Below are 17,787 nucleotides of genomic sequence, written 5' to 3'. Positions count from 1 at the left end.
TGCGTGAGGGCGGCCCAGGCGCACGGCACGATCGAGCGGGCCGCTCCCCGGTGGTGCTCCACCTCAGCGCCAGTCACGGCCCGAGATTCACTCTAGTGACTCCGCTCGCACCGGGAACACTCTCTGGGGCAGGACTCGCGTTCCCGGGGGGTGTTCGATGACGATCTCCGAACGGTCGGCGGCCGGTGTCACCGTGCCGGACACGAAGCTGGCCGCCGAGGCCACCGAGTTGATCCGCGACGTCACGGACGAGCTGATCTACCACCACTCGCGGCGGGTGTACTGGTTCGGCAGTCTCCAGGGCCGGGCGCGCGGCCTGAGCTGGGATCCGGAGCTGCTCTACATCGGCGCGATGTTCCACGACGTGGGCCTGGGCGAGGCGCACCGCGGCAGCGGGCGGCGGTTCGAGGTGGACGGCGCCGACGAGGCCCGTCGTTTCCTGCGGCGACACGGTGTGCCCGAGGACAGCGTCCGGCGGGTCTGGACGGCCATCGCCCTGCACACCACACCCGGCATCCCCGAGTACCTGGAGCCGGAGGTCGCCCTGGTCACCGCCGGCGTCGAGTACGACGTGCTGGGCATCGGCTACGACTCCATCAGCGACGCCGACCGGGCGGCGGTCGTCGCGCTGCATCCGAGGCCGGATTTCAAGCGGCGCATCCTCCGGGCCTTCACCGAGGGTGTCGCGCCGCGCCCCGAGACGACCTTCGGCAACGTCAAGGCCGACGTCCTGGCCCACTACGTGCCCGGTTTCACCCGCGGCGACTTCGTGACGACCATCCTGGAGTCGCCCTGGTCCGAATAATGGGGTTCGGTCATTCGCCGCAGCTCAGTACGGTGTGCCGGTGATCACTGAAGCGACCTGGGCGATCGGCCCCGAACCGGTCGAGACGGCGGGGCTGCTGCGGACCTATTTCACCGACGTCGCCTCGCGCTACTACGGCAGGCCGGCCACCGAGGCCGAGGTCGACGCCGCGATGGCCGAGGATCCCAGCGACGACCTCGCCTGCTTCCTGGTGGGGCGGTACGCCGGGGTGCCGTCCGGCTGCGTCGGCCTGCGGCTGATCTCCCCCGGCGTCGCGGAGCTGACCCGGCTGTACGTCATCCCGGCCGGGCGGCGCACCGGCGGCGGCCGCGCGCTGCTGGCGGCGGCCGAGGACGCGGCGCTCCGGCTCGGCGCGCGCACGATGCGCCTCGACACCCGCCGCGACCTGGTCGAGGCCCGCGCCCTGTACGCCGCCCAGGGATACCGGGAGATCGAGCCGTACAACAACGGGCCGTACGCCGACCACTGGTTCGAGAAGCACCTCGGCCACTGAGCCCCCGGGCCCTGATCCCTGGCGATCGCTGCCCCTACGGCGCAGTGAACGCCAGTGAGCGAATTCACTACCGTCGCACGAGCGGCCCGGGACCCCGGAAGGGCGGGAGGCGGTATCGCAGGCGCTCAGCGGAGGTGACCGGACGCCCGCAGGTCGTCGAAGATGAGCTGATCGACCGGGGACACCCGGTCACGGTCGGCGTAGGAGAGCCAGACGACCTCCTCGATCTCGCTACTGGGCTCGAGAGTGCCGTGATAGTCGCCGATATAGCAGGTCATCCGCACCGTCACGCCGTCCCGATGGCCGTGCGCCTGCGCCTCGTACGTGCCCAGGGGCGCCACCGTCTCGGGGACGATCGAGACGGTGAGCTCTTCCCGGACCTCGCGGGCCAGGGTCTGCATGTCGCTCTCCCCCGCCTCCCGCTTGCCGCCGGGAAAGTAGTAGGCGTCCTTGCCACGCGAACGCGTGCTGAGGACCCTGCCATCCTCGACCCTGACCCACGCCACCTTGTCGATGACCGACATCTCGCCTGCTCCGATCCCCGGACGACCCTGACCCGCCCGACCCTACCGAGCGTGGCACGCGCCGCCCGGGGGCGGGCGTCGCGGGCCGCCGTGGAGCGCCGGGCGAAGCCGGGCGGCTCGGGTCGCGTGGGCATTTCGTGACCATCCACCAGGCCCTTACCGGATCACCGTGCGTCTTCGTCGGTCTCGGGGCGGCGCTCCGGGGCGCCGGGGACGACGTCGCGCTCGCCGGGCGCGATGACGCCCGCGCCGGTGTCGCGCGGGGTGCGCTGGACGGCGTTGAGGACGTGGTAGCCGAGCAGGACGGCGACGGTGCCGAGCGCGATGCCCTGCAGCGGGAAGTCGCTGGTGATCTTCAGGGTCACGTTGCCGATGGCCAGAATGAGGCCGGCGGCGACGGGGACGAGGTTGACCGGGTCGCCGAAGTCGACGCGGTTCTCGATCCAGATCTTCGCCCCGAGCAGGCCGATCATGCCGTACAGCACGACCGTGATGCCGCCGAGGACGCCGCCGGGGGTGGCGGCCACCAGCGCGCCGAACTTCGGGCACAGGCCGACCAGGACCGCGACGATCGCGGCGACGTAGTAGGCGGCGGTCGAGTAGATGCGCGTGGCGGCCATGACGCCGATGTTCTCGGCGTACGTCGTGGTCGGTGCGCCGCCGACGGCGGTCGCCAGCACGGTGGTGGCGCCGTCCGCGGCGATGGCGCGGCCGAGATACGGGTCGAGGTCGGCGCCGGTCATCGCGGCGACGGCCTTGACGTGGCCGGTGTTCTCCGCGATCAAGGCGATCACCGGGGGCAGCGCGACGAGGATGGCCGAGGTCTTGAAATCGGGGGCGTGGAAGTGCGGGAGGCCGAACCAGTCCGCCGTCTTGACGCCGCTCAGGTCGACGCGGAAGTGGGTGGTGACCTTGCCGCTGCCGTCGGGGGCGGTGATCCGGCCCGCGGTCCGGTCGAGGAGCCACGACAGGACGAAGCCGAAGACCAGGCCGATGAGGACCGCGATCCGCGACCAGAAGCCGCGCAGCACGACGGCGCACAGGACGACGACGGCCAGGGTGGCGAGCGCGACCCACTGGTCCTGCGGCCAGTAGACGTCGGCGACGACCGGGGCGAGGTTGAAGCCGATCAGCATGACGACCGCGCCGGTGACCACGGGCGGGAAGATCCGGTGGATGACCTGGGCGCCGAGGACGTGGATGACCAGGCCGACGACGGCGAGCGCCGCACCGGCGACGAGGATCGCGCCGGTCACCTGGGCGGTGCTCCCGCCGGCCGCGCGGATGGCCGCGACGGCGCCGACGAAGGAGGCGCTGCTGCCGAGGTAGCTCGGCACCTTCCCGGCGGAGACCAGCAGGAACAGGATGGTCGCGATCCCGGACATCATGATCGCGAGGTTCGGGTCCAGCCCCATCACGACGGGGAACACGAACGTCGCGCCGAACATGGCGACGACGTGCTGGGCGCCGATTCCGACGGTGCGGCCCCAGGACAGGCGCTCGTCCGGTCCGACGACCTCGCCCGGCGCGGGTGTGCGCCCGTCACCGTGCAGTTTCCAGCCGATCGCCATGGGGTCCTCCCGGGGGGGTCGCCGCGCGGGCATGGCGTAGTGGCCCGCCCGCGCTCGTGGAGCCGGTGCCTGCCCGACCCGCGCGCGGGCGGTCGGGCCTCAGATTCCCCGCATGCGCAGGACGTGCAGCGCGAGCGTGAGGTTGAGGCGGAGATGGGCGTCGTCGGTGAACGGACCCAGCAGGCGCTCCAGTTTACCGATGCGGTAACGGAGCGTGTTGTAGTGGAAGTGCAGCCGGCGGGCGGTCTCCGCGACGTTGAGGTTGGTCTCCAGCAGCACCTGCAGGGTGCGCCGCAGGTCGACGGCCTCGGGGTCCTGGTCACCGGCAAGTTCGCCGAGGGTCTCCCGGACGAAGGCGTGCAGCTCGGCGGTGTCCTCGACCAGGCTGAGCAGCCGGAAGACGCCGAGCTCGTCGAAGTGCACGACCGCTCCGTCGCCGTTCATCTGCCGCCCGACGCGTACCGCCCTGATCGCCTGGTCGTACGCGGACGGCAGGTCGCCGGGCTGCTGCGCCACCCGGCTCACCCCGGTGGAGAACGTCCGGTCCTGGTCGGCGAACACGGCGGCGGCGTCCTTGGCCAGCGCCGGCACGTCGCAGGCGTCGGCGGCGACGACCGCGACGACCTCGCCCGAGAATCCGGCCACCGCGGCGTTGCGGTCCCGGCGCCGGACCGCCGAGGTCCACGCGGCCACGAGCCGGTCCTGGAGGACGCGCTCCTCGGGACCGCGCGCCGGTCCACGGTCGAGGGCGGCGACGACCACGGTGGCGGACCGGCCGAGGTCCCAGCCGAAACTCGCGCTGTGCGCGATGACGTGCTCGTCGGCGCCGGACCGGCCGGTGAGGACGTCACGCAGGAAGTCGGCGCGGTACTTGCTCTCCACGGCCGACACGGCCTGCTGCTTGGTGATGACGAGGGCGACGACGGTGGCCACGCGTTCGAGGATCCCGACGTCGGCCGCCGCCACCCCGGCCACCGCCATCCGCCCGTAGGTGAACCCGCCCGCGACGACGGGCACCGAGATCGGCCCGGTCCCGGGGTCGTCGTCACACGTCACCGGCCCGGCGGGATCGGGCGCGGGCTCTCCCGGCGCGGCGTCGGTGGGCCACACCGGAGCGACGTCGGCCGGCGGCACGTCCGGGAGGACCTCCGGCATGGGCACCTCGCCCTCCACGGCCGGCGGGACGTCCGTCAGCGCGCTCTGCAGCCGGGCCAGGAGCGCCTCGTCGCCGGAGGCCGCGAGCCGGCGGCCGTCGCCGTCCAGGACGGCGACGGCGGCGTCCAGGAGGGTGGCGACCTCGTCGGTCACCTCCTGCAGGCCGCCGCCGCACAGCACGATCTGGATGAGGGCGCGGTGGACCTCCTCCCCGCGTGCCAGGACCGCGGCCTGCCGGTTGAGGACGCCGGTCAGGACCTGGTTGAGGATGTCGTCGAACCCGGCGTCCTCGGGCAGCCGGATCAGCGGGAAGTCGAGCCGGTCGGCCTGCTGGAGCATCTCGTCCGGCAGGCGGTCGAGATAGCGGCCCGGTTTGACGGCGAGGGCCGTCAGGCCGCAGGCGTCCAGGTCGGCGACCAGCCGGCCGAGGGTCTCGGGACGGTGGCGCAGCGGATAGCCGGTGGTCAGCAGCAGCTCGTGCGGCTTGACGCAGGCGAGGACGTCGGGGACCTCCATGACGTTGAGGCGCTGCACGACACGGTCGAGGCCGCCCGCCCCGGCGACGAGCCGGGCGCCCGCCAGAGTCGACAGCTCCAGAACCTCTTCAACGGACAGTCCGTACGCCGGCGTGCCGGAGCCGGCGGGACGCAGAGCCGGAGGACGAGATCCGCAAGAAGACGACATGGCCGCCCAATCTGCCGAAGTGACCCCCGAGTAACGATCACACGATGACGAGAAACACGAACGCTGGCAAGCATCCTTGGCAGGATTATCCATACGGCCATGGCTCGGAGCGGTTTACGTTCACGACCATGACACCCCGGCCGGGGCCCCGCGACCGAACCTGACGGTCCGCGCCGTGCGGGCCGGCGGGGGCGATCCGACCCATCGCGCCGCGGGAGGTCCGGGTGAGGCCGTCCACCACCGCGGGGCGGCGACGCGGCCCGCGCACCGCCCCGGCCCTGAGCCTGCCCGGCGCCGCCAGCCTCGGTGTCCGTGCCGTGCTCGGCGGTCCCCGGCGCGCCGCCCGCGCGGTCGCGGTGTTCCCCGCCACGACGTACCTGAGGGTGGACGGGCCCGCCGAGCCGGTCGTCGTCGCGCTCGTCACCACGGACGCCGTCCGGCCGCCGAACGCCGTGGTCCTGGCCGCGCCGGCACGGCAGGAGCCGTTCCGCGGCGTCCGCGAGGGAGACGTGGCGTTCATCGGTGACGGCGGCGTGGAGGTCGCCGCCCGGCTCCGCGTGCGGATCCGCCGCTGGTGGGATCCCACTCCGGTGCTCGGTCCGCTGTCGCTCGCCCGGCTGGCGCACGGGGCCCGCGCGCTCGGTGAGCTCGCCGGGCCCTGGGGGCTGAGCGGGCATCCGGTGCCGGACGTTCTCGCCGACAGTTGCGCGGCGGGCGACCTCGCCCACGCCGTCGACGCGGCGGAACGGATCGTCGGTCTGGGCCCCGGGTTGACGCCGAGCGGCGACGACGCGCTGGCCGGCCTCCTGCTCGCGCTGCGCCTGCTGGGCGGGGCGGTCCCCGGCGGGGGCCGGGCCGTCCGGCTGGCCGACTGGATCGGCGCCGCCGTCACCGCGTACGCGTGCGAGCGCACGACCGCCCTGGCGGCGACCCTGCTGCAGTGCGCCGCGCGGGGGCAGGCGAGCGTGGAGACCGCCGCCGTGCTGCGGGGCATCGCCGGCCAGGAACCCGTCGCGCCCGCCGCGCGCCGCCTCATCGACATCGGTCACACCTCGGGCAGCGACGTCGCCTGGGGCCTGCTGACCGGCTGCCGCGCCGCCCTCGCGCTCAGCGGCCGTGACCGCGGCGGCCGATCCCTCCCCCCGCGCTCCGGTCAGCCGTGACCGGGGAACGGCGCCGTCCTCCCACCGGCCACAATCGACCCATGACACTTTCCGGGAACCAGTACGAGATCGCCGCCGGCCCGTACGCCGCCGTCGTCACCGAGCAGGGCGGTTCGCTGCGCGCGCTGTCGAGGGACGGCCGGCCGCTGGTCCTCACGCACGACGCCGACGAGCAGCCGCCCGCGGCCTCGGGACAGTTGCTGGCGCCGTGGCCGAACCGGATCGATCGGGGACGCTATGAGTTCGGCGGCGAGGCGTACCAGTTGCCGATCAACGAGCGCGCGCTCGACAACGCCATCCACGGCCTCGTGCGCGAGGGCGCGTGGGCGGTCGCCGAGCACGAGGCGCACCGGGTGCTCCTCACGTACCGGCTCCTCGGTCACGGCGGCTATCCGTTCCGGTTGAACCTGACCGTGGACTACTCCCTCGACGCCGAGCAGGGCCTGACCGTACGCCTGTCGGCGCACAACGCCGGCACGCGGCCCGCCCCGTACGGGCACGGCGCGCACCCGTATCTCACGCTGGGCCGCCCGCTGGACGAGTGCGCCCTGACGATCCCCGCCGACCGGTACCTGGAGGTCGACGAGCGCGCCGTCCCCGATCCGGCGGCCCGGGACGTCGCCGGCACCGCGTACGACCTCCGCGACGGGCGGCGTCTCGGCGACCTGAAGATCGACAACCCGTTCACGGAGCTGCGCCGGGACGCGGACGGGCGCGCGTGGGTGCGCTTGGAGGACGGGGCCCGCTCGGTCGCGCTGTGGACCGACGAGGCGCATCCGTGGCTGGAGATCTACACCGCCGACGCGGCGCCCGGGGACATGCGCCGGGCGGGGGTGGGCGCCGAGCCGATGACCTGCCCGCCCAACGCGTTCGTCACCGGGACGGACCTGATCACGCTCGAGCCGGGCGCGAAGTTCGGCGGCTCCTGGGGGATCGTCGGCCACTGACCGGCGGCCCACGCGAACCGACCGCCGCGGGCGGCGATCACACCCGGGGCATCGTCGGCCACTGACCGGCGGCCCACGCGAACCGACCGCCGCGGGCGGCGATCACACCCGGGGCATCGTCGGCCACCGACCGGCGATCCGCGCGAACCGACCGCCGCGGACCGCGATCACACTCCCCGGAGGTCTCCCCCGGCCCCGGTGCCCGCCTGTCGGCGATCACCGCGGGCGGGCGGCCCCGGATCGGTAACGTGTGACGCGGTGTCTATGGGAAGGAACTGCATGAAGCTGACCCTGTCCTCCGTCGACGACCTGAGCGCCCGGGTGGAGGAGGCGCGCGCGGAGTACAACCGCCACCACCCCGGCCTGCCGGACCAGCGCCGCCCGGTGCACACCCTGTACGTCCCGGCCGACCAGTTCACCGCCACCACCCCGGCCGACCTGGGGAAAGAGGCGCTGCGGCTGCTCGAGACGCACGTCGCGGACGGTGCCGCGGCGGCGGGCGCCTTCGGCATCGACGCGGCCCTGGCCGAGACCGTACGGGAGCGGGTCGCCGCGAAGCTGACCCGCGAACCGGTGGAGGACCTGCGCATCGACTTCGAGGACGGTTACGGCGTCCGCGACGACGCCGAGGAGGACGGGCACGTCGCCGCCGCCGTGGAGGCGGTCGCCCAGGCGTACGAGACGCGTTCCCTCCCCTATTACTGGGGGCTGCGGGTCAAGTCGTTCGCGGACGGCGGGCACGGTCGCGCCATGCGCACCCTCGACGGCTTCCTCACCGGGCTGGCCGAGCGCCTCGGCCGGCTGCCGGGCGGCTTCGTCGTGACCTTCCCCAAGATCGTGACACCCGAGCACGTACGGATCTTCACCGACTTCCTCGCCCGCTTCGAGGCGGAGATCGGCCTGCCGGAGGGGCTGCTGCGCCTCGAGATCCAGATCGAGACCCCGCAGTCGGTCGCCCGTCTCCCGGAGGTCGTGTCCGCCGCCGGTGACCGGCTCATCTCGGCGCAGTTCGGCGTCCACGACTACACGGCCGCGTGCGGGCTGCCCCCGTCGGAGCAGCGGCTCGACCACCCGGCCTGCGACCACGCACGCCACGTCATGCAGGTGACCCTCGCCGGCACCGGCATCCGCCTGTCGGACGGCGCGACGAAGATCGCCCCGGCCGGCGAGGACACCAAGGACGTGCACAAGGCGTGGCGACTGCACGCCGGGCTCGTCCGCTACTCCCTGATGCACGGCTTCCAGCAGGGCTGCGACCTGCATGTCGCGCAGCTGCCGAGCCGCTACGCCGCGGTGTACGCGTTCCTGCTGAACGGCCTGGACGACACCCTCGACCGCCTGCGTGCCCACCGTGCCGGGCAGGCCGACGCCACCGTCGACGACCCGGCGGCGGTCGCGGCGCTGACCGCCCGGCTGCGGCACGCGGTCGACTGCGGCGCCGTCGACCGCGACGACGTCCGCGACCTGATCGGCTGATCGGGCGGGGCGGGCGCCCTACCGGTCCACCACCGCGCCCGGGCGGGGCAGCGGCACGCCGTCGTCGACGAGCCGGTCCTCACCGCGGTCGTCGACCCCCATGAGCTGCCGCAGGTCCTCGATCGCCATGGTCTGCTCGCGCATCTTGGCCATGATGTCGCGCAGCGTGTGAACGACCACGAGGGTCGCCTCCGCCTGGGCGAGGGTGGCGTGGACCTGTGCCGCCGCCGTGTCCGGGGGCGTGCGCGCCAGGGCGTTCTCGGCCTTGAGCAGGTGGGAGGCGGCACTGTCATTGTGCGTCACCCAGTGGTAGCCGGGTTCCTCCGGCCAGGCAGACGTCATAGCGGGCTGCTTACCTCTCCAGCCGGTGCCCCCGGCCCGGCGATCTAATCCGACCGTATACACGTCCCCGCGCGTCAGTATGACGCGCGAGTCAGCCCGCCGGTTGACAGTCGAAACTTCACGCTCCGGCCTTCCTCTCCCGCTTCACGGCCGGCTCAGGCGCTCGAGATCCTCAGGGGTGTCGATGTCGTCGGGGGCGGCGACGTCGTCACAGGGCACGGTGGCGACCAGCTCGGGATGGGCGCGCAGGAAGGCGCGGGCGCCGACGTCTCCGGAGGCGCCGGCCGCCGCCTCCGCGAAGTGCTCGTGCGCGATGAGGACGGGGTTCCGGGGCCGGCCCGCGTAGGTGGCGACCGCCGCCCGCGCCCCCGAGTCGTACGCCGCGCGGAGCCGGCGCACGGCCGCCGCGGTCACCCGCGGCTGGTCGACCAGGGCGATGACGACGGCCGGGCAGTCGGCCGCCAGCGCCGACAGCCCGGCGCGCAGCGACGAGCCCATGCCCGTGGGCCAGTCCGGATTGTGGACGACGACCGCGCCGGCCACGTCGATCGCGGCGGCGCCGGTGACGACGACGATCGGGGTACAGCCCGCCTCGTGGAGCATGCGGACCCCACGGTCGACGAGCCGCACCCCGCCGATCTCGACGAGCGCCTTCGGTGTACCGAGCCGGCGCCCCTCTCCGGCGGCCAGCAACAGCCCGGCCGGGGCGCCCGCGTGTCTGATCCCCACCTTGGGAGCGTATCCATCGATGTGGTCCCGGTCACGTGCTGATCGGGAGCCCGGCGGATCCGTCAGCGGTGGCCGGCGACGGGTGGCAGCACGCCGTGGCCGGTGTGGTGCGGGGCCGCCGCCGTCCCTCCGGCCACCGCCGCGGCGATGAACGCGGCGACGACGAACCGGCGCATGACGATCTTCCGGGCGTTCTGCGACATGATGATCGGCCTTCTTCCCCGTTCGGCTGGACTCTTCCGAGTCTGGGCCCCGGCGCGCGCCCGCGCAGTGGGGCCAGGCCGACTCTTGGACGGTGGGGCCAGCCCCCCTGGATCCCTCGCGGTGGCACGACCGCCGCGAATTCCCTCGGCCCGGTCCCGGCGGGGTCACTCCCCGTGGATCCGGCCCTCCGTCTCGCTGAGGGGACGCCCGGTGCCGCCCCAGCGGAGCCGGATGAGCTCGGCCGCCACCGACACCGCGGTCTCCTCCGGAGTACGGGCGCCGATGTCCAGGCCGATGGGCGAGCGCAGCCGCGCGAGCTCGTCCTCGGTCACGCCGGCGTCGCGCAGCCGCTTCAGCCGGTCGTCGTGGGTGCGCCGGGAGCCCATCGCGCCGATGTAGCCCGCCGGGGTGCGCAGCGCCACTTCCAGGAGCGGCACGTCGAACTTCGGGTCGTGGGTGAGCACGCAGATCGCCGTGCGCTCGTCCACCTCCGTCTCGGCCAGGAACCGGTGCGGCCACTTGACGACCACCTCGTCCGCGTCGGGGAACCGCTTGGCGGTGGCGAAGACCGGACGGGCGTCGCACACGGTCACGTGGTAGCCGAGGAACCTGCCGACGCGGACGACCGCCGCGGCGAAGTCGATCGCGCCGAACACCAGCATCCGCGGCGGGGGCGCGAAGGAGTGCACGAAGACGGACAGTTCGTCGCCGCGTCGCTCGCCGTCCGGCCCGTAGCGGCGGATGCCGGTGCGGCCCTGGGCGAGCATCCCGCGGGCGTCGTCGTCCACGGCGGCGTCCAGCCGTTCGAGCCCCAACGAGCCCGCCACGCGGTCGGGCCAGACGATCCGCCGGGCACCGGTCTCCCGAGGGCCGTCGACGACCGTCACGACCGCCACCGGCTCGTGCCGTTCGATGGACGCCGCGACGTCCGCGAACTCCGGGTACGTCGCCGGGCCGACCGGCTCGACCAGCACGTCGAGGATGCCGCCGCAGGTCAGGCCGACGGCGAAGGCGTCGTCGTCGCTGACGCCGTACCGCCGCACCACCGGCCGGCCCGTCTCCATGACCTCGCGCGCCAGCTCGTACACCGCGCCCTCGACACAACCGCCGGACACGCTGCCCACGGCCTCGCCCGCGGCCGACACCGCCATGGCTGCGCCCGGCGGGCGCGGCGCGCTGCGGAACGTGTCCACGACCGTGGCCAGGCCGAACGTCTCCCCCGCCGCGTACCAGGGGCGGACCTCGCCGAGGACGTCACGCATCGCCGATCACTCCCGCCAGTTCCTCGAGGGCGGCCAGGCTGTGCCCGGCCACGAAGTCGTCGACGTGCGGCAGGGCCGCCGCCATCCCGGCCGTGAGCGGTTCGTACCCCGGCCGGGCCTTGTGCGGGTTGGCCCATACCACCCGGTGGGCGAGCCGCCGCAGCCGCGCCATCTGCGCGCCCAAGAGCGTAGCGTCACCGCGTTCCCAGCCGTCCGAGGCCACCACGACGACCGCGCCGCGCGCCATGCCCCGCTGACCGAACCGGTCCAGGAACTCCTTCAGCTCTTCGCCCAGCCGGGTGCCGCCGCTCCAGTCGGGGATCGCGGACGACACCGCCGCCATCGCCGCGTCGGGTTCGCGGTGCCGCAGTTCCCGGGTGACCCGGGTCAGCCGCGTGCCGACCGTGAACACCTCGGTGCTGCGCGGTGCGCAGCGCAGGGCGGCGTGCGCGAACCGCAGGAGCACGTCGGCGTACGGGCTCATGGACCCGCTGACGTCGATGAGGAGCACCACCCGGCGCGGGCGGGTCCGGTGCGCGCGGTGGTGCGGCCGGGAGATCTCCCCGCCGCGCCGGAGGATGGCGCGGACCGTCCGGCCCGGGTCGAGACGGCCCCGGTGGGCCGGGGCGAACCGCCGGGAGCGGCGGCGGGCCGAGACGTTGTCGAGCAGCGCGACGAGCCGCCGCACCTCCTCCCGCTCGGCCGCGCTGAGCCGGGCGACGTCGCGTCTGCGCAGGACCTCGGCCGCGCTCGCGGCCGTCACGCTCGGGTCGCCGCTCCCCTCGGTCCCCTCCCCCTCGGACCCGGCGGCGGGCCGGGCGGTGAGGACCGGCGACCGGGACACGCGGCGCACCGAGGCGGACTCGCCGGAGAAGTACGCGGCGAAGCACCGGTCGTAACGCGGCAGGTCCGCGGGGTCGGCGCACAGGGTGAGACGGCCGGCCCAGTAGACATCGCGCGGGTTCCGCACGTCGAGGCGGTCGAGCGCGCCGATCATCGCCTGAAGCCGCTCGGGGTCGGCGGGCACGCCGGCGGCGCGGAGCGTACGGGCGAAGCCGGTCAGCGTCTCGACCAGGTCGCGCGGCACGCCCATCGTCAGGACCCGTCGAGCAGCGCGTCGAGGCCCTTGGCGACGCGCTCGGTGTCCTCCCGGTACTTCAGGACGGCGCCGAGCGTGCCGGCCGCGATGTCGGGATCGAGCTCACGGGCGCCGAGGGCGACCAGCGCCTCGGTCCAGTCGAGGCTCTCGGCGACCCCGGGCGTCTTCAGCAGGTCGAGGCCGCGAAGCCGGGCGGCCGCGCCGGCGACCTGGCGGACGAGCCGTTCGGACGCCTCCGGCAGCCGCCGCCGGATGATCGCGACCTCCCGGTCGAACCCCGGGTGCTCCAGCCAGTGGTAGAGGCAGCGACGCTTCAGCGCGTCGTGCACCTCGCGCGTACGGTTCGAGGTGACGATGACGACGGGCGGGCGCTCGGCCCGTACGGTGCCCAGCTCGGGGATCGAGATCGTGAAGTCGCTCAGCACCTCCAGCAGGAACGCCTCGAACTCGTCGTCGGCGCGGTCGATCTCGTCGACCAGGAGCACGCTCGGCCGTTCCGCCGAGGAGGTCTCCAGCGCCCGGAGCAGCGGCCGGGCGACGAGGAACCGCCGGTCGTACAGCTCCGACTCCAGCCGCTGCACGTCGGTCACACCCGCGGCCTCGGCGGCGCGCAGGTGCAGCAACTGGCGCGGGAAGTCCCAGTCGTAGAGCGCCTGTGCGGCGTCCAGGCCCTCGTAGCACTGGAGCCGGATGAGCGGGACGTCGAGCACGGTGGCGAGCGTCTTGGCCAGTTCGGTCTTGCCGACGCCGGCCTCGCCCTCCAGGAACAGCGGGCGGCTCATGCGCAGGCTCAGGAAGCAGGCCGTGGCGAGCCCCTCGTCGGCGAGGTAGGCATGCCGGTTCAGGGCCTCGCTCAAGGCCGCCGGCGAGGTGAGGTCGGATGCCGGGAACGTCGTGGGGTGCGGCACGCCTCAAGGCTACTTCGCCCGCCAGATCGCGCACCGTACCCGAAATAGCCGTCTTGTCGGAACTGCCGGAATCTGTGGACGGTGCACACTACGCTCCGATGATCATGAAAAGAGCGACCATGGCGAGGAGCCGTTCGATGGGCTGGAGATCTCCGGTGATGGGCACCGCCGCGGCGGCGCTCCTGGTGGTGGGGATGGCCACGACCGCGTGCTCGCCGGCGCAGCAGGCGTCGCAGACCGCGGCCGGCGCGGCGGCGAACACGGGGCCGCTCCCGTTCCAGTTGCCCGCCCAGAGCGTCCTGCGCTCCTCCGGGCACAAGGTCTTCGCGCACTACTTCACGCCCTACCCCGTCTCCCTGGACAACAAGGACGCGGCGGGCGACTACTACACCAGGAACTACCTGTCGCCGACCGGTGAGAGCGGCAAGCACGCGGCCTACGGCGGGCTGCTCCGGGACCGGCCGATCGGCCGTGCCCCGATCAGCGGAAACTGGCAGTTGGAGGACATGAAGACGGAGGTCCGGCGCGCCGCCGCGGCCGGTCTCGACGGCTTCACCGTGGACCTGCTGTCGGTCAGCTCCTCCAGCCCCAACTGGGCCCGCGTCAAGCTGCTCATCCAGGCGGCCGAGCAGGTCGACCCCGGCTTCAAGATCGTCCTGATGCCCGACATGAACGGCCTCGCGAACGTGGACGCCGCCACGCTCGCGGCCGCCGTCGCGAGCGTCGCCAAGTCGCCCGCCGTCTACCACCTCGCCGACAAGCGGCTCGTCGTCTCGCCGTTCAAGGCCGAGGGCAGGACCGCGGCGTGGTGGTCGTCCTGGATGACCATCATGCGCGACAAGTACGGCATCGAGGTCGCCCTCGTCCCCTGCTTCCTCAACTTCGGTTCGAACGCGAGCGCCTTCGCCCCGATCAGCTACGGCTTCTCCAACTGGGGGAACCGGAACCCGGCCGCCAACGCGAGCCTGGCCGCGAACATCACCAAGGCGCACCAGCTCGGCAAGAAATGGATGCAGCCCGTCTCGGTCCAGGACGAACGGCCGAACCAGGGCAAGTACGACGAGGCCGGCAACACCGAGAACCTGCGGGTCACCTGGAACGCGGCGATCAACGGCGCCGACTGGGTGCAGATCCCCACCTGGAACGACTACTCCGAAGGCGCGCAGCTCTCGCCCTCGGCGAAGCACGGGTGGACCTACCTCGACCTGTCGTCGTACTACCTCACCCGGCTGAAGACCGGGAAGTACCCGACCATCACCAAGGACGTCGTGTACGTCACGCACCGCGTCCAGCCGGCGGCGGCCAAGCCGACGTTCGCCGAGACCAAGCTCATGACGCTGCGCTCGGGCAGCACGCCCGCCCGCGACCAGGTCGAGGTGCTCACGATGCTGACCGCCGCCGCGACGGTCACCGCGACGATCGGCGGCACCGCCCACACGTACAGCGCGCCGGCGGGTCTGCACGTCCAGACCTTCCCCCTGAAGGCGGGCACGAACAGCGTCTCGGTGACGCGGAACGGCACGGTCACGGCGAAGGTCACCTCGCCGTTCACCGTGACCGCCAAGCCGCAGGTCCAGGACGAGCAGTACTACGGCGTGACCAGCGGCCGGTAGGCCCCTGAGCCCGGCACGGACCGGCGGTTCCCGTCGCCGGTCCGTACGGCGTCCTCCGGCCGGCGGCTCGCGTCGCCGGCCCGCCGGCCGTCCTCCGGTGGGCGGACGGCCGCGCGCTCCTGGGCCGCGCGCTCCTGGGCCGCCACCACCGCGTCGGCGTACTCCTCGGTCCAGCGGCCGAACGCCTCGATCGGCTCCAGCAGGCCGCGACCAGCCTCGGTCAGCTCGTACTCGACCCGCGGCGGCGCCTCGGCGTACGCGCGCCGCGTCACCAGCCCGTCGTCCTCCAGCCGGCGCAGTGTCTCGGTGAGGACCTTGCCGCTGATGCCGCCGATCACCTTGCGCAGTTCGACCGGCCGCCCGGGCCCGTGGCGCAGCGCGTAGATGACGACGGCGTTCCAGGTGTTCGCCAGCAGGTCGAACGCCAGCCGCGTCTGGCAGTCGGCGAGGAGATCCCGGTCCATCCCTAAGTCCTTACCGCATCGGCCGGGCACCGATCGGTGCCCATCGGAACTCCTAGTGTCGCGCCCATGCGAATCGGAATCCTCGGAGCGGGGAACATGGCGGGCGCGCTCGGCGCCCAGTGGGCGCGTGCGGGGCACGAGGTGCTCGTCGGCGCGCGCGATCGGGACAAGGCGGCGAAGCGCGCCGCGGAGATCGGACCGGGCGCTCTCCCGGGCGGCCTGCGCGAGGCGGCCGCCTTCGGCGACGTGACGCTGCTCGCGGTGGCGTACGAGGGCGTGGCAGAGGTCCTCGGGCAGGTCGGGGACGTCCTGCGCGGGCGGACGGTGATCGACTGCGTGAACGGCATCGTGCATCCGGGCGTCACGCTCGCCACCGGCACCGGGCCGTCCGTCGCCCGGCGGATCGCCGACGCGACCGGCGCCCACGTGGTGAAGGCGTTCAACCTGTGCCCCGACGCGATGTGGCGGATGACGCCGCCCCGGGTCGACGGCCGCCCGCTGACCGTGCCCGTCTGCGGCGACGACTCCGGCGCCCTGGCGGCGGTACGGACCTTGATCACCGATCTCGGCTGCGTCCCGGCCGACGCCGGGGACCTCGACCGGGCCGGCGTCCTGGAGGCCACCGCGGCGTACGTGATCGGCCTGCACATCGCCGGCGTCGATCCGCGCTCCGCCCTCCCCTCGCCCGAACCGGAGGTCAGCGGCGCCAGGCCGGCATGACGGCGAACATCGTCGCGGTCTTGGCGGGATCGCGGTCGACGAGTTCGTCGAGCACCTCGTCGATCCGCTTCATGATCGAGTCGTCGAGACGCCGCCCGCCGACGGCGGCGTTCTCGGCGACCTGCTCGGGCCTCGAGGCACCGATGATCGCCGCGGCGACGTTCGGGTTCCGCAGGACCCAGGCGACGGCGAGCTGGGCCATCGTGAGCCCGGCCTCCTCGGCGATCGGCCGCAGCCGCTGGACCCGTTCGAGCACCGTGTCGGACATGTAGCGGCTGACGAAGCGCGAACCCTGTGCGTCATCGGCCCGCGACCCCGCGGGGGCCTCGCGGCCGGGCAGGTACTTGCCGGTGAGAACGCCCTGGGCGACCGGGGAGAACACGATCTGGCTCAGGCCGAGGCGCTCACACATGGGCACGACCTCCGGCTCGATGACGCGCCACAACATGGAGTACTGCGGCTGGTTGGACACCAGCGGCACCCCCAGCGGGCGGGCGAGCTCCTGCCCCTTCTCGATCTGGGCGGCCGTCCACTCCGACACCCCGATGTGGAGCGCCTTCCCCTGCCGCACCAGATCGGCGAACGCGCGGATGGTCTCCTCGAGCGGAGTGTTCCCGTCGAAGCGGTGCGCCTGGTAGAGATCGACGTAGTCGGTGCGGAGCCGCCGCAGGGATGCGTGGCAGCTCTCCATGATGTGCTTGCGAGAAAGCCCCCGGTCGTTCGGGCCCGGACCGGTCGGCAGGCACACCTTCGTCGCGATCACGAGTGACTCGCGGCGGATCCCGGCCAGCGCGCGGCCGAGCACCTCCTCGGCATGTCCCCGGGAGTAGATGTCGGCCGTGTCGAACGTCGTGATGCCGGCGTCCAGGGCCGCCCGGACGCATGCCGCCTGCGTGTCCTCCGCGATCTGGCCGTCCAGCGTCAGCCAGTTCCCGAAGATGATCTCGCTGACCTTCAGGCCGCTGTGCCCGAGGTATCGATGCTCCACGACGATCATCGTAACGACACGCCGACGACCGCCCCGGTCCGCCTACCAGCGGCATCGACCCACGCTGGAGTCTGTGGACGCCGCCTCGGTCACACGGCAGCGCCGGGGCCCGGCAGCAGGTCGACGTCGCCGGCGTGCATCGGCTCGCCGCAGTGGGCGCAGCGCAGGTCGACACCGCTGATCTCACCGCACGCGTGGTGGCGGTAGAGCACCGGCGGGCCGGCCTCGCCCGCGAGCCACTTGTCCCCCCACCCGACCATGACCATGAGCAGGTCGACGAGTTCGGCGCCCTTCTCCGTCAGGCGGTACTCGTAGCGCGGCCGTTTGTCATAGGGACGGCGCTCGAGCACGCCCTGGTCGACGAGGTGGTTGAGCCGCTCGGTCAGCACCTTGCGCGAGATTCCCAGGTCGGCCTGGAGCTGGTCGAACCGGCTCACCCCGACCCACACGTCCCGCAGGATCAGCGGCGACCACGGCTCTCCGATCACGTCGAGGGTGCGCGCGATGGAGCAGGCCATCTCCCCGAAGTTCGTGCGTTGCATGGAAGCAGTCTAACGATTGGAGTTCCCTTACGGAACTCCACCTGTTACTGTCGTGGCGTCTCTTGAAGGAACTCGGA

General features: G+C 73.1%; 19 protein-coding genes and 1 riboswitch. Of the genes, 7 read left to right on the top strand and 12 right to left on the bottom strand.

Annotation, left to right across the window (positions count from 1 at the left end; all coding sequences use genetic code 11):
- Positions 1–5 precede the first annotated feature (5 nt).
- A riboswitch (ZMP/ZTP riboswitch) is annotated at positions 6–87 on the bottom strand.
- 70 nt (positions 88–157) lie between these two features.
- Together ABD978_RS23460 and ABD978_RS23455 are read left to right on the top strand one after the other, a co-directional pair.
- Positions 158–805, top strand: a complete 648-nt coding sequence (locus tag ABD978_RS23460; RefSeq protein WP_345358309.1) for an HD domain-containing protein — start codon at positions 158–160, stop codon at positions 803–805.
- Positions 806–845: 40 nt separating this feature from the next.
- The gene (locus tag ABD978_RS23455) at positions 846–1,319 is read left to right on the top strand and encodes a GNAT family N-acetyltransferase (protein WP_345358307.1); all 474 of its coding nucleotides are present in this window, start codon (positions 846–848) and stop codon (positions 1,317–1,319) included.
- Between the two features lie 125 nt (positions 1,320–1,444).
- Here ABD978_RS23455 and ABD978_RS23450 read toward each other — a convergent pair whose 3' ends face one another.
- The 3 genes from ABD978_RS23450 to ABD978_RS23440 all read right to left on the bottom strand — a co-directional run bounded on the left by ABD978_RS23450 (position 1,445) and on the right by ABD978_RS23440 (position 5,253).
- Entirely contained in the window at positions 1,445–1,843 is a 399-nt protein-coding gene (locus tag ABD978_RS23450; RefSeq protein ID WP_345358305.1) for an NUDIX hydrolase, read from the bottom strand.
- Positions 1,844–2,007: 164 nt separating this feature from the next.
- Positions 2,008–3,414, bottom strand: a complete 1,407-nt coding sequence (locus ABD978_RS23445; RefSeq protein ID WP_345358302.1) for a uracil-xanthine permease family protein — start codon at positions 3,412–3,414, stop codon at positions 2,008–2,010.
- 99 nt (positions 3,415–3,513) lie between these two features.
- Complete coding sequence (locus ABD978_RS23440; protein WP_345358299.1) at positions 3,514–5,253, bottom strand: PucR family transcriptional regulator ligand-binding domain-containing protein; 1,740 nt, start codon at positions 5,251–5,253, stop codon at positions 3,514–3,516.
- A gap of 224 nt (positions 5,254–5,477) precedes the next feature.
- Here ABD978_RS23440 and ABD978_RS23435 point away from each other — a divergent pair, with 224 nt between their 5' ends.
- The 3 genes from ABD978_RS23435 (at position 5,478) to ABD978_RS23425 (ending at position 8,839) form a co-directional block, all read left to right on the top strand.
- A complete protein-coding gene (locus ABD978_RS23435; RefSeq protein ID WP_345358296.1) occupies positions 5,478–6,416 on the top strand; it encodes an oxamate carbamoyltransferase subunit AllH family protein in 939 nt (312 codons plus the stop codon).
- 41 nt (positions 6,417–6,457) lie between these two features.
- Positions 6,458–7,363, top strand: a complete 906-nt coding sequence (locus tag ABD978_RS23430) for an aldose 1-epimerase family protein (protein WP_345358293.1) — start codon at positions 6,458–6,460, stop codon at positions 7,361–7,363.
- A 279-nt stretch (positions 7,364–7,642) separates the two neighbouring features.
- Positions 7,643–8,839: a DUF6986 family protein gene (locus tag ABD978_RS23425; RefSeq protein ID WP_345358290.1), complete on the top strand. Its 1,197-nt coding sequence runs from the start codon at positions 7,643–7,645 to the stop codon at positions 8,837–8,839.
- 18 nt (positions 8,840–8,857) lie between these two features.
- Here the strand turns inward: ABD978_RS23425 and ABD978_RS23420 are convergent, their stop codons facing one another.
- The 6 genes from ABD978_RS23420 to ABD978_RS23395 form a co-directional block, all read right to left on the bottom strand.
- Positions 8,858–9,181, bottom strand: coding sequence for a hypothetical protein (locus tag ABD978_RS23420; protein ID WP_345358287.1), 324 nt, complete (start codon positions 9,179–9,181; stop codon positions 8,858–8,860).
- Between the two features lie 144 nt (positions 9,182–9,325).
- On the bottom strand, positions 9,326–9,910 hold the full coding sequence (locus tag ABD978_RS23415; protein ID WP_345358284.1) for a nucleotidyltransferase family protein: 585 nt from the start codon (positions 9,908–9,910) through the stop codon (positions 9,326–9,328).
- Positions 9,911–9,972: 62 nt separating this feature from the next.
- Complete coding sequence (locus ABD978_RS23410) at positions 9,973–10,113, bottom strand: hypothetical protein (RefSeq protein WP_345358281.1); 141 nt, start codon at positions 10,111–10,113, stop codon at positions 9,973–9,975.
- Positions 10,114–10,278: 165 nt separating this feature from the next.
- Entirely contained in the window at positions 10,279–11,376 is a 1,098-nt protein-coding gene (locus ABD978_RS23405; protein ID WP_345358278.1) for an XdhC family protein, read from the bottom strand.
- Positions 11,369–12,469 carry a vWA domain-containing protein gene (locus ABD978_RS23400; RefSeq protein WP_345358275.1) on the bottom strand — a complete coding sequence of 367 codons (1,101 nt, stop codon included), beginning with the start codon at positions 12,467–12,469 and terminating at the stop codon, positions 11,369–11,371. Before ABD978_RS23400 ends, ABD978_RS23405 begins: the two co-directional genes overlap by 8 nt.
- 2 nt (positions 12,470–12,471) lie before the next feature.
- Positions 12,472–13,383: an AAA family ATPase gene (locus tag ABD978_RS23395; RefSeq protein WP_345358272.1), complete on the bottom strand. Its 912-nt coding sequence runs from the start codon at positions 13,381–13,383 to the stop codon at positions 12,472–12,474.
- Positions 13,384–13,520: 137 nt separating this feature from the next.
- On the opposite strand from ABD978_RS23395, the gene ABD978_RS23390 reads away from it, so the two are divergent.
- The gene (locus ABD978_RS23390) at positions 13,521–14,996 is read left to right on the top strand and encodes a glycoside hydrolase family 71 protein (RefSeq protein WP_345358269.1); all 1,476 of its coding nucleotides are present in this window, start codon (positions 13,521–13,523) and stop codon (positions 14,994–14,996) included.
- On the opposite strand, the gene ABD978_RS23385 is transcribed toward ABD978_RS23390, so the two are convergent.
- Entirely contained in the window at positions 14,972–15,460 is a 489-nt protein-coding gene (locus tag ABD978_RS23385; protein ID WP_345358266.1) for a winged helix-turn-helix transcriptional regulator, read from the bottom strand. The genes ABD978_RS23390 and ABD978_RS23385 overlap by 25 nt on opposite strands.
- 66 nt (positions 15,461–15,526) lie before the next feature.
- On the opposite strand from ABD978_RS23385, the gene ABD978_RS23380 reads away from it, so the two are divergent.
- A complete protein-coding gene (locus tag ABD978_RS23380) occupies positions 15,527–16,180 on the top strand; it encodes an NADPH-dependent F420 reductase (protein ID WP_345358264.1) in 654 nt (217 codons plus the stop codon).
- On the opposite strand, the gene ABD978_RS23375 is transcribed toward ABD978_RS23380, so the two are convergent.
- Together ABD978_RS23375 and ABD978_RS23370 are read right to left on the bottom strand one after the other, a co-directional pair.
- The gene (locus ABD978_RS23375) at positions 16,158–17,168 is read right to left on the bottom strand and encodes an aldo/keto reductase family protein (RefSeq protein ID WP_345358261.1); all 1,011 of its coding nucleotides are present in this window, start codon (positions 17,166–17,168) and stop codon (positions 16,158–16,160) included. The two genes, ABD978_RS23380 and ABD978_RS23375, sit on opposite strands and share 23 nt — an antisense overlap.
- 89 nt (positions 17,169–17,257) lie before the next feature.
- Positions 17,258–17,710, bottom strand: coding sequence for a winged helix-turn-helix transcriptional regulator (locus tag ABD978_RS23370; RefSeq protein WP_345358258.1), 453 nt, complete (start codon positions 17,708–17,710; stop codon positions 17,258–17,260).
- Positions 17,711–17,787 lie beyond the last annotated feature (77 nt).

This window comes from Actinoallomurus liliacearum (assembly GCF_039542035.1).
In the GTDB taxonomy this organism is placed as follows: Bacteria; Actinomycetota; Actinomycetes; order Streptosporangiales; family Streptosporangiaceae; genus Actinoallomurus; species Actinoallomurus liliacearum.
The sequence above is the reverse complement of the archived record's forward strand: the minus strand, read 5'-3'. Positions and strand labels throughout refer to the sequence as shown.

Bases quoted from the DNA above. Each gene is read 5' to 3' on its own strand.
- ABD978_RS23460 (WP_345358309.1), top strand. From the start codon at position 158: ATGACGATCTCCGAACGGTCGGCGGCCGGTGTCACCGTGCCGGACACG.
- ABD978_RS23450 (WP_345358305.1), bottom strand. From the start codon at position 1,843: ATGTCGGTCATCGACAAGGTGGCGTGGGTCAGGGTCGAGGATGGCAGG.
- ABD978_RS23445 (WP_345358302.1), bottom strand. From the start codon at position 3,414: ATGGCGATCGGCTGGAAACTGCACGGTGACGGGCGCACACCCGCGCCG.
- ABD978_RS23440 (WP_345358299.1), bottom strand. From the start codon at position 5,253: ATGTCGTCTTCTTGCGGATCTCGTCCTCCGGCTCTGCGTCCCGCCGGC.
- ABD978_RS23430 (WP_345358293.1), top strand. From the start codon at position 6,458: ATGACACTTTCCGGGAACCAGTACGAGATCGCCGCCGGCCCGTACGCC.
- ABD978_RS23425 (WP_345358290.1), top strand. From the start codon at position 7,643: ATGAAGCTGACCCTGTCCTCCGTCGACGACCTGAGCGCCCGGGTGGAG.
- ABD978_RS23420 (WP_345358287.1), bottom strand. From the start codon at position 9,181: ATGACGTCTGCCTGGCCGGAGGAACCCGGCTACCACTGGGTGACGCAC.
- ABD978_RS23410 (WP_345358281.1), bottom strand. From the start codon at position 10,113: ATGTCGCAGAACGCCCGGAAGATCGTCATGCGCCGGTTCGTCGTCGCC.
- ABD978_RS23405 (WP_345358278.1), bottom strand. From the start codon at position 11,376: ATGCGTGACGTCCTCGGCGAGGTCCGCCCCTGGTACGCGGCGGGGGAG.
- ABD978_RS23400 (WP_345358275.1), bottom strand. From the start codon at position 12,469: ATGGGCGTGCCGCGCGACCTGGTCGAGACGCTGACCGGCTTCGCCCGT.
- ABD978_RS23390 (WP_345358269.1), top strand. From the start codon at position 13,521: ATGGGCTGGAGATCTCCGGTGATGGGCACCGCCGCGGCGGCGCTCCTG.
- ABD978_RS23385 (WP_345358266.1), bottom strand. From the start codon at position 15,460: ATGGACCGGGATCTCCTCGCCGACTGCCAGACGCGGCTGGCGTTCGAC.
- ABD978_RS23380 (WP_345358264.1), top strand. From the start codon at position 15,527: ATGCGAATCGGAATCCTCGGAGCGGGGAACATGGCGGGCGCGCTCGGC.
- ABD978_RS23370 (WP_345358258.1), bottom strand. From the start codon at position 17,710: ATGCAACGCACGAACTTCGGGGAGATGGCCTGCTCCATCGCGCGCACC.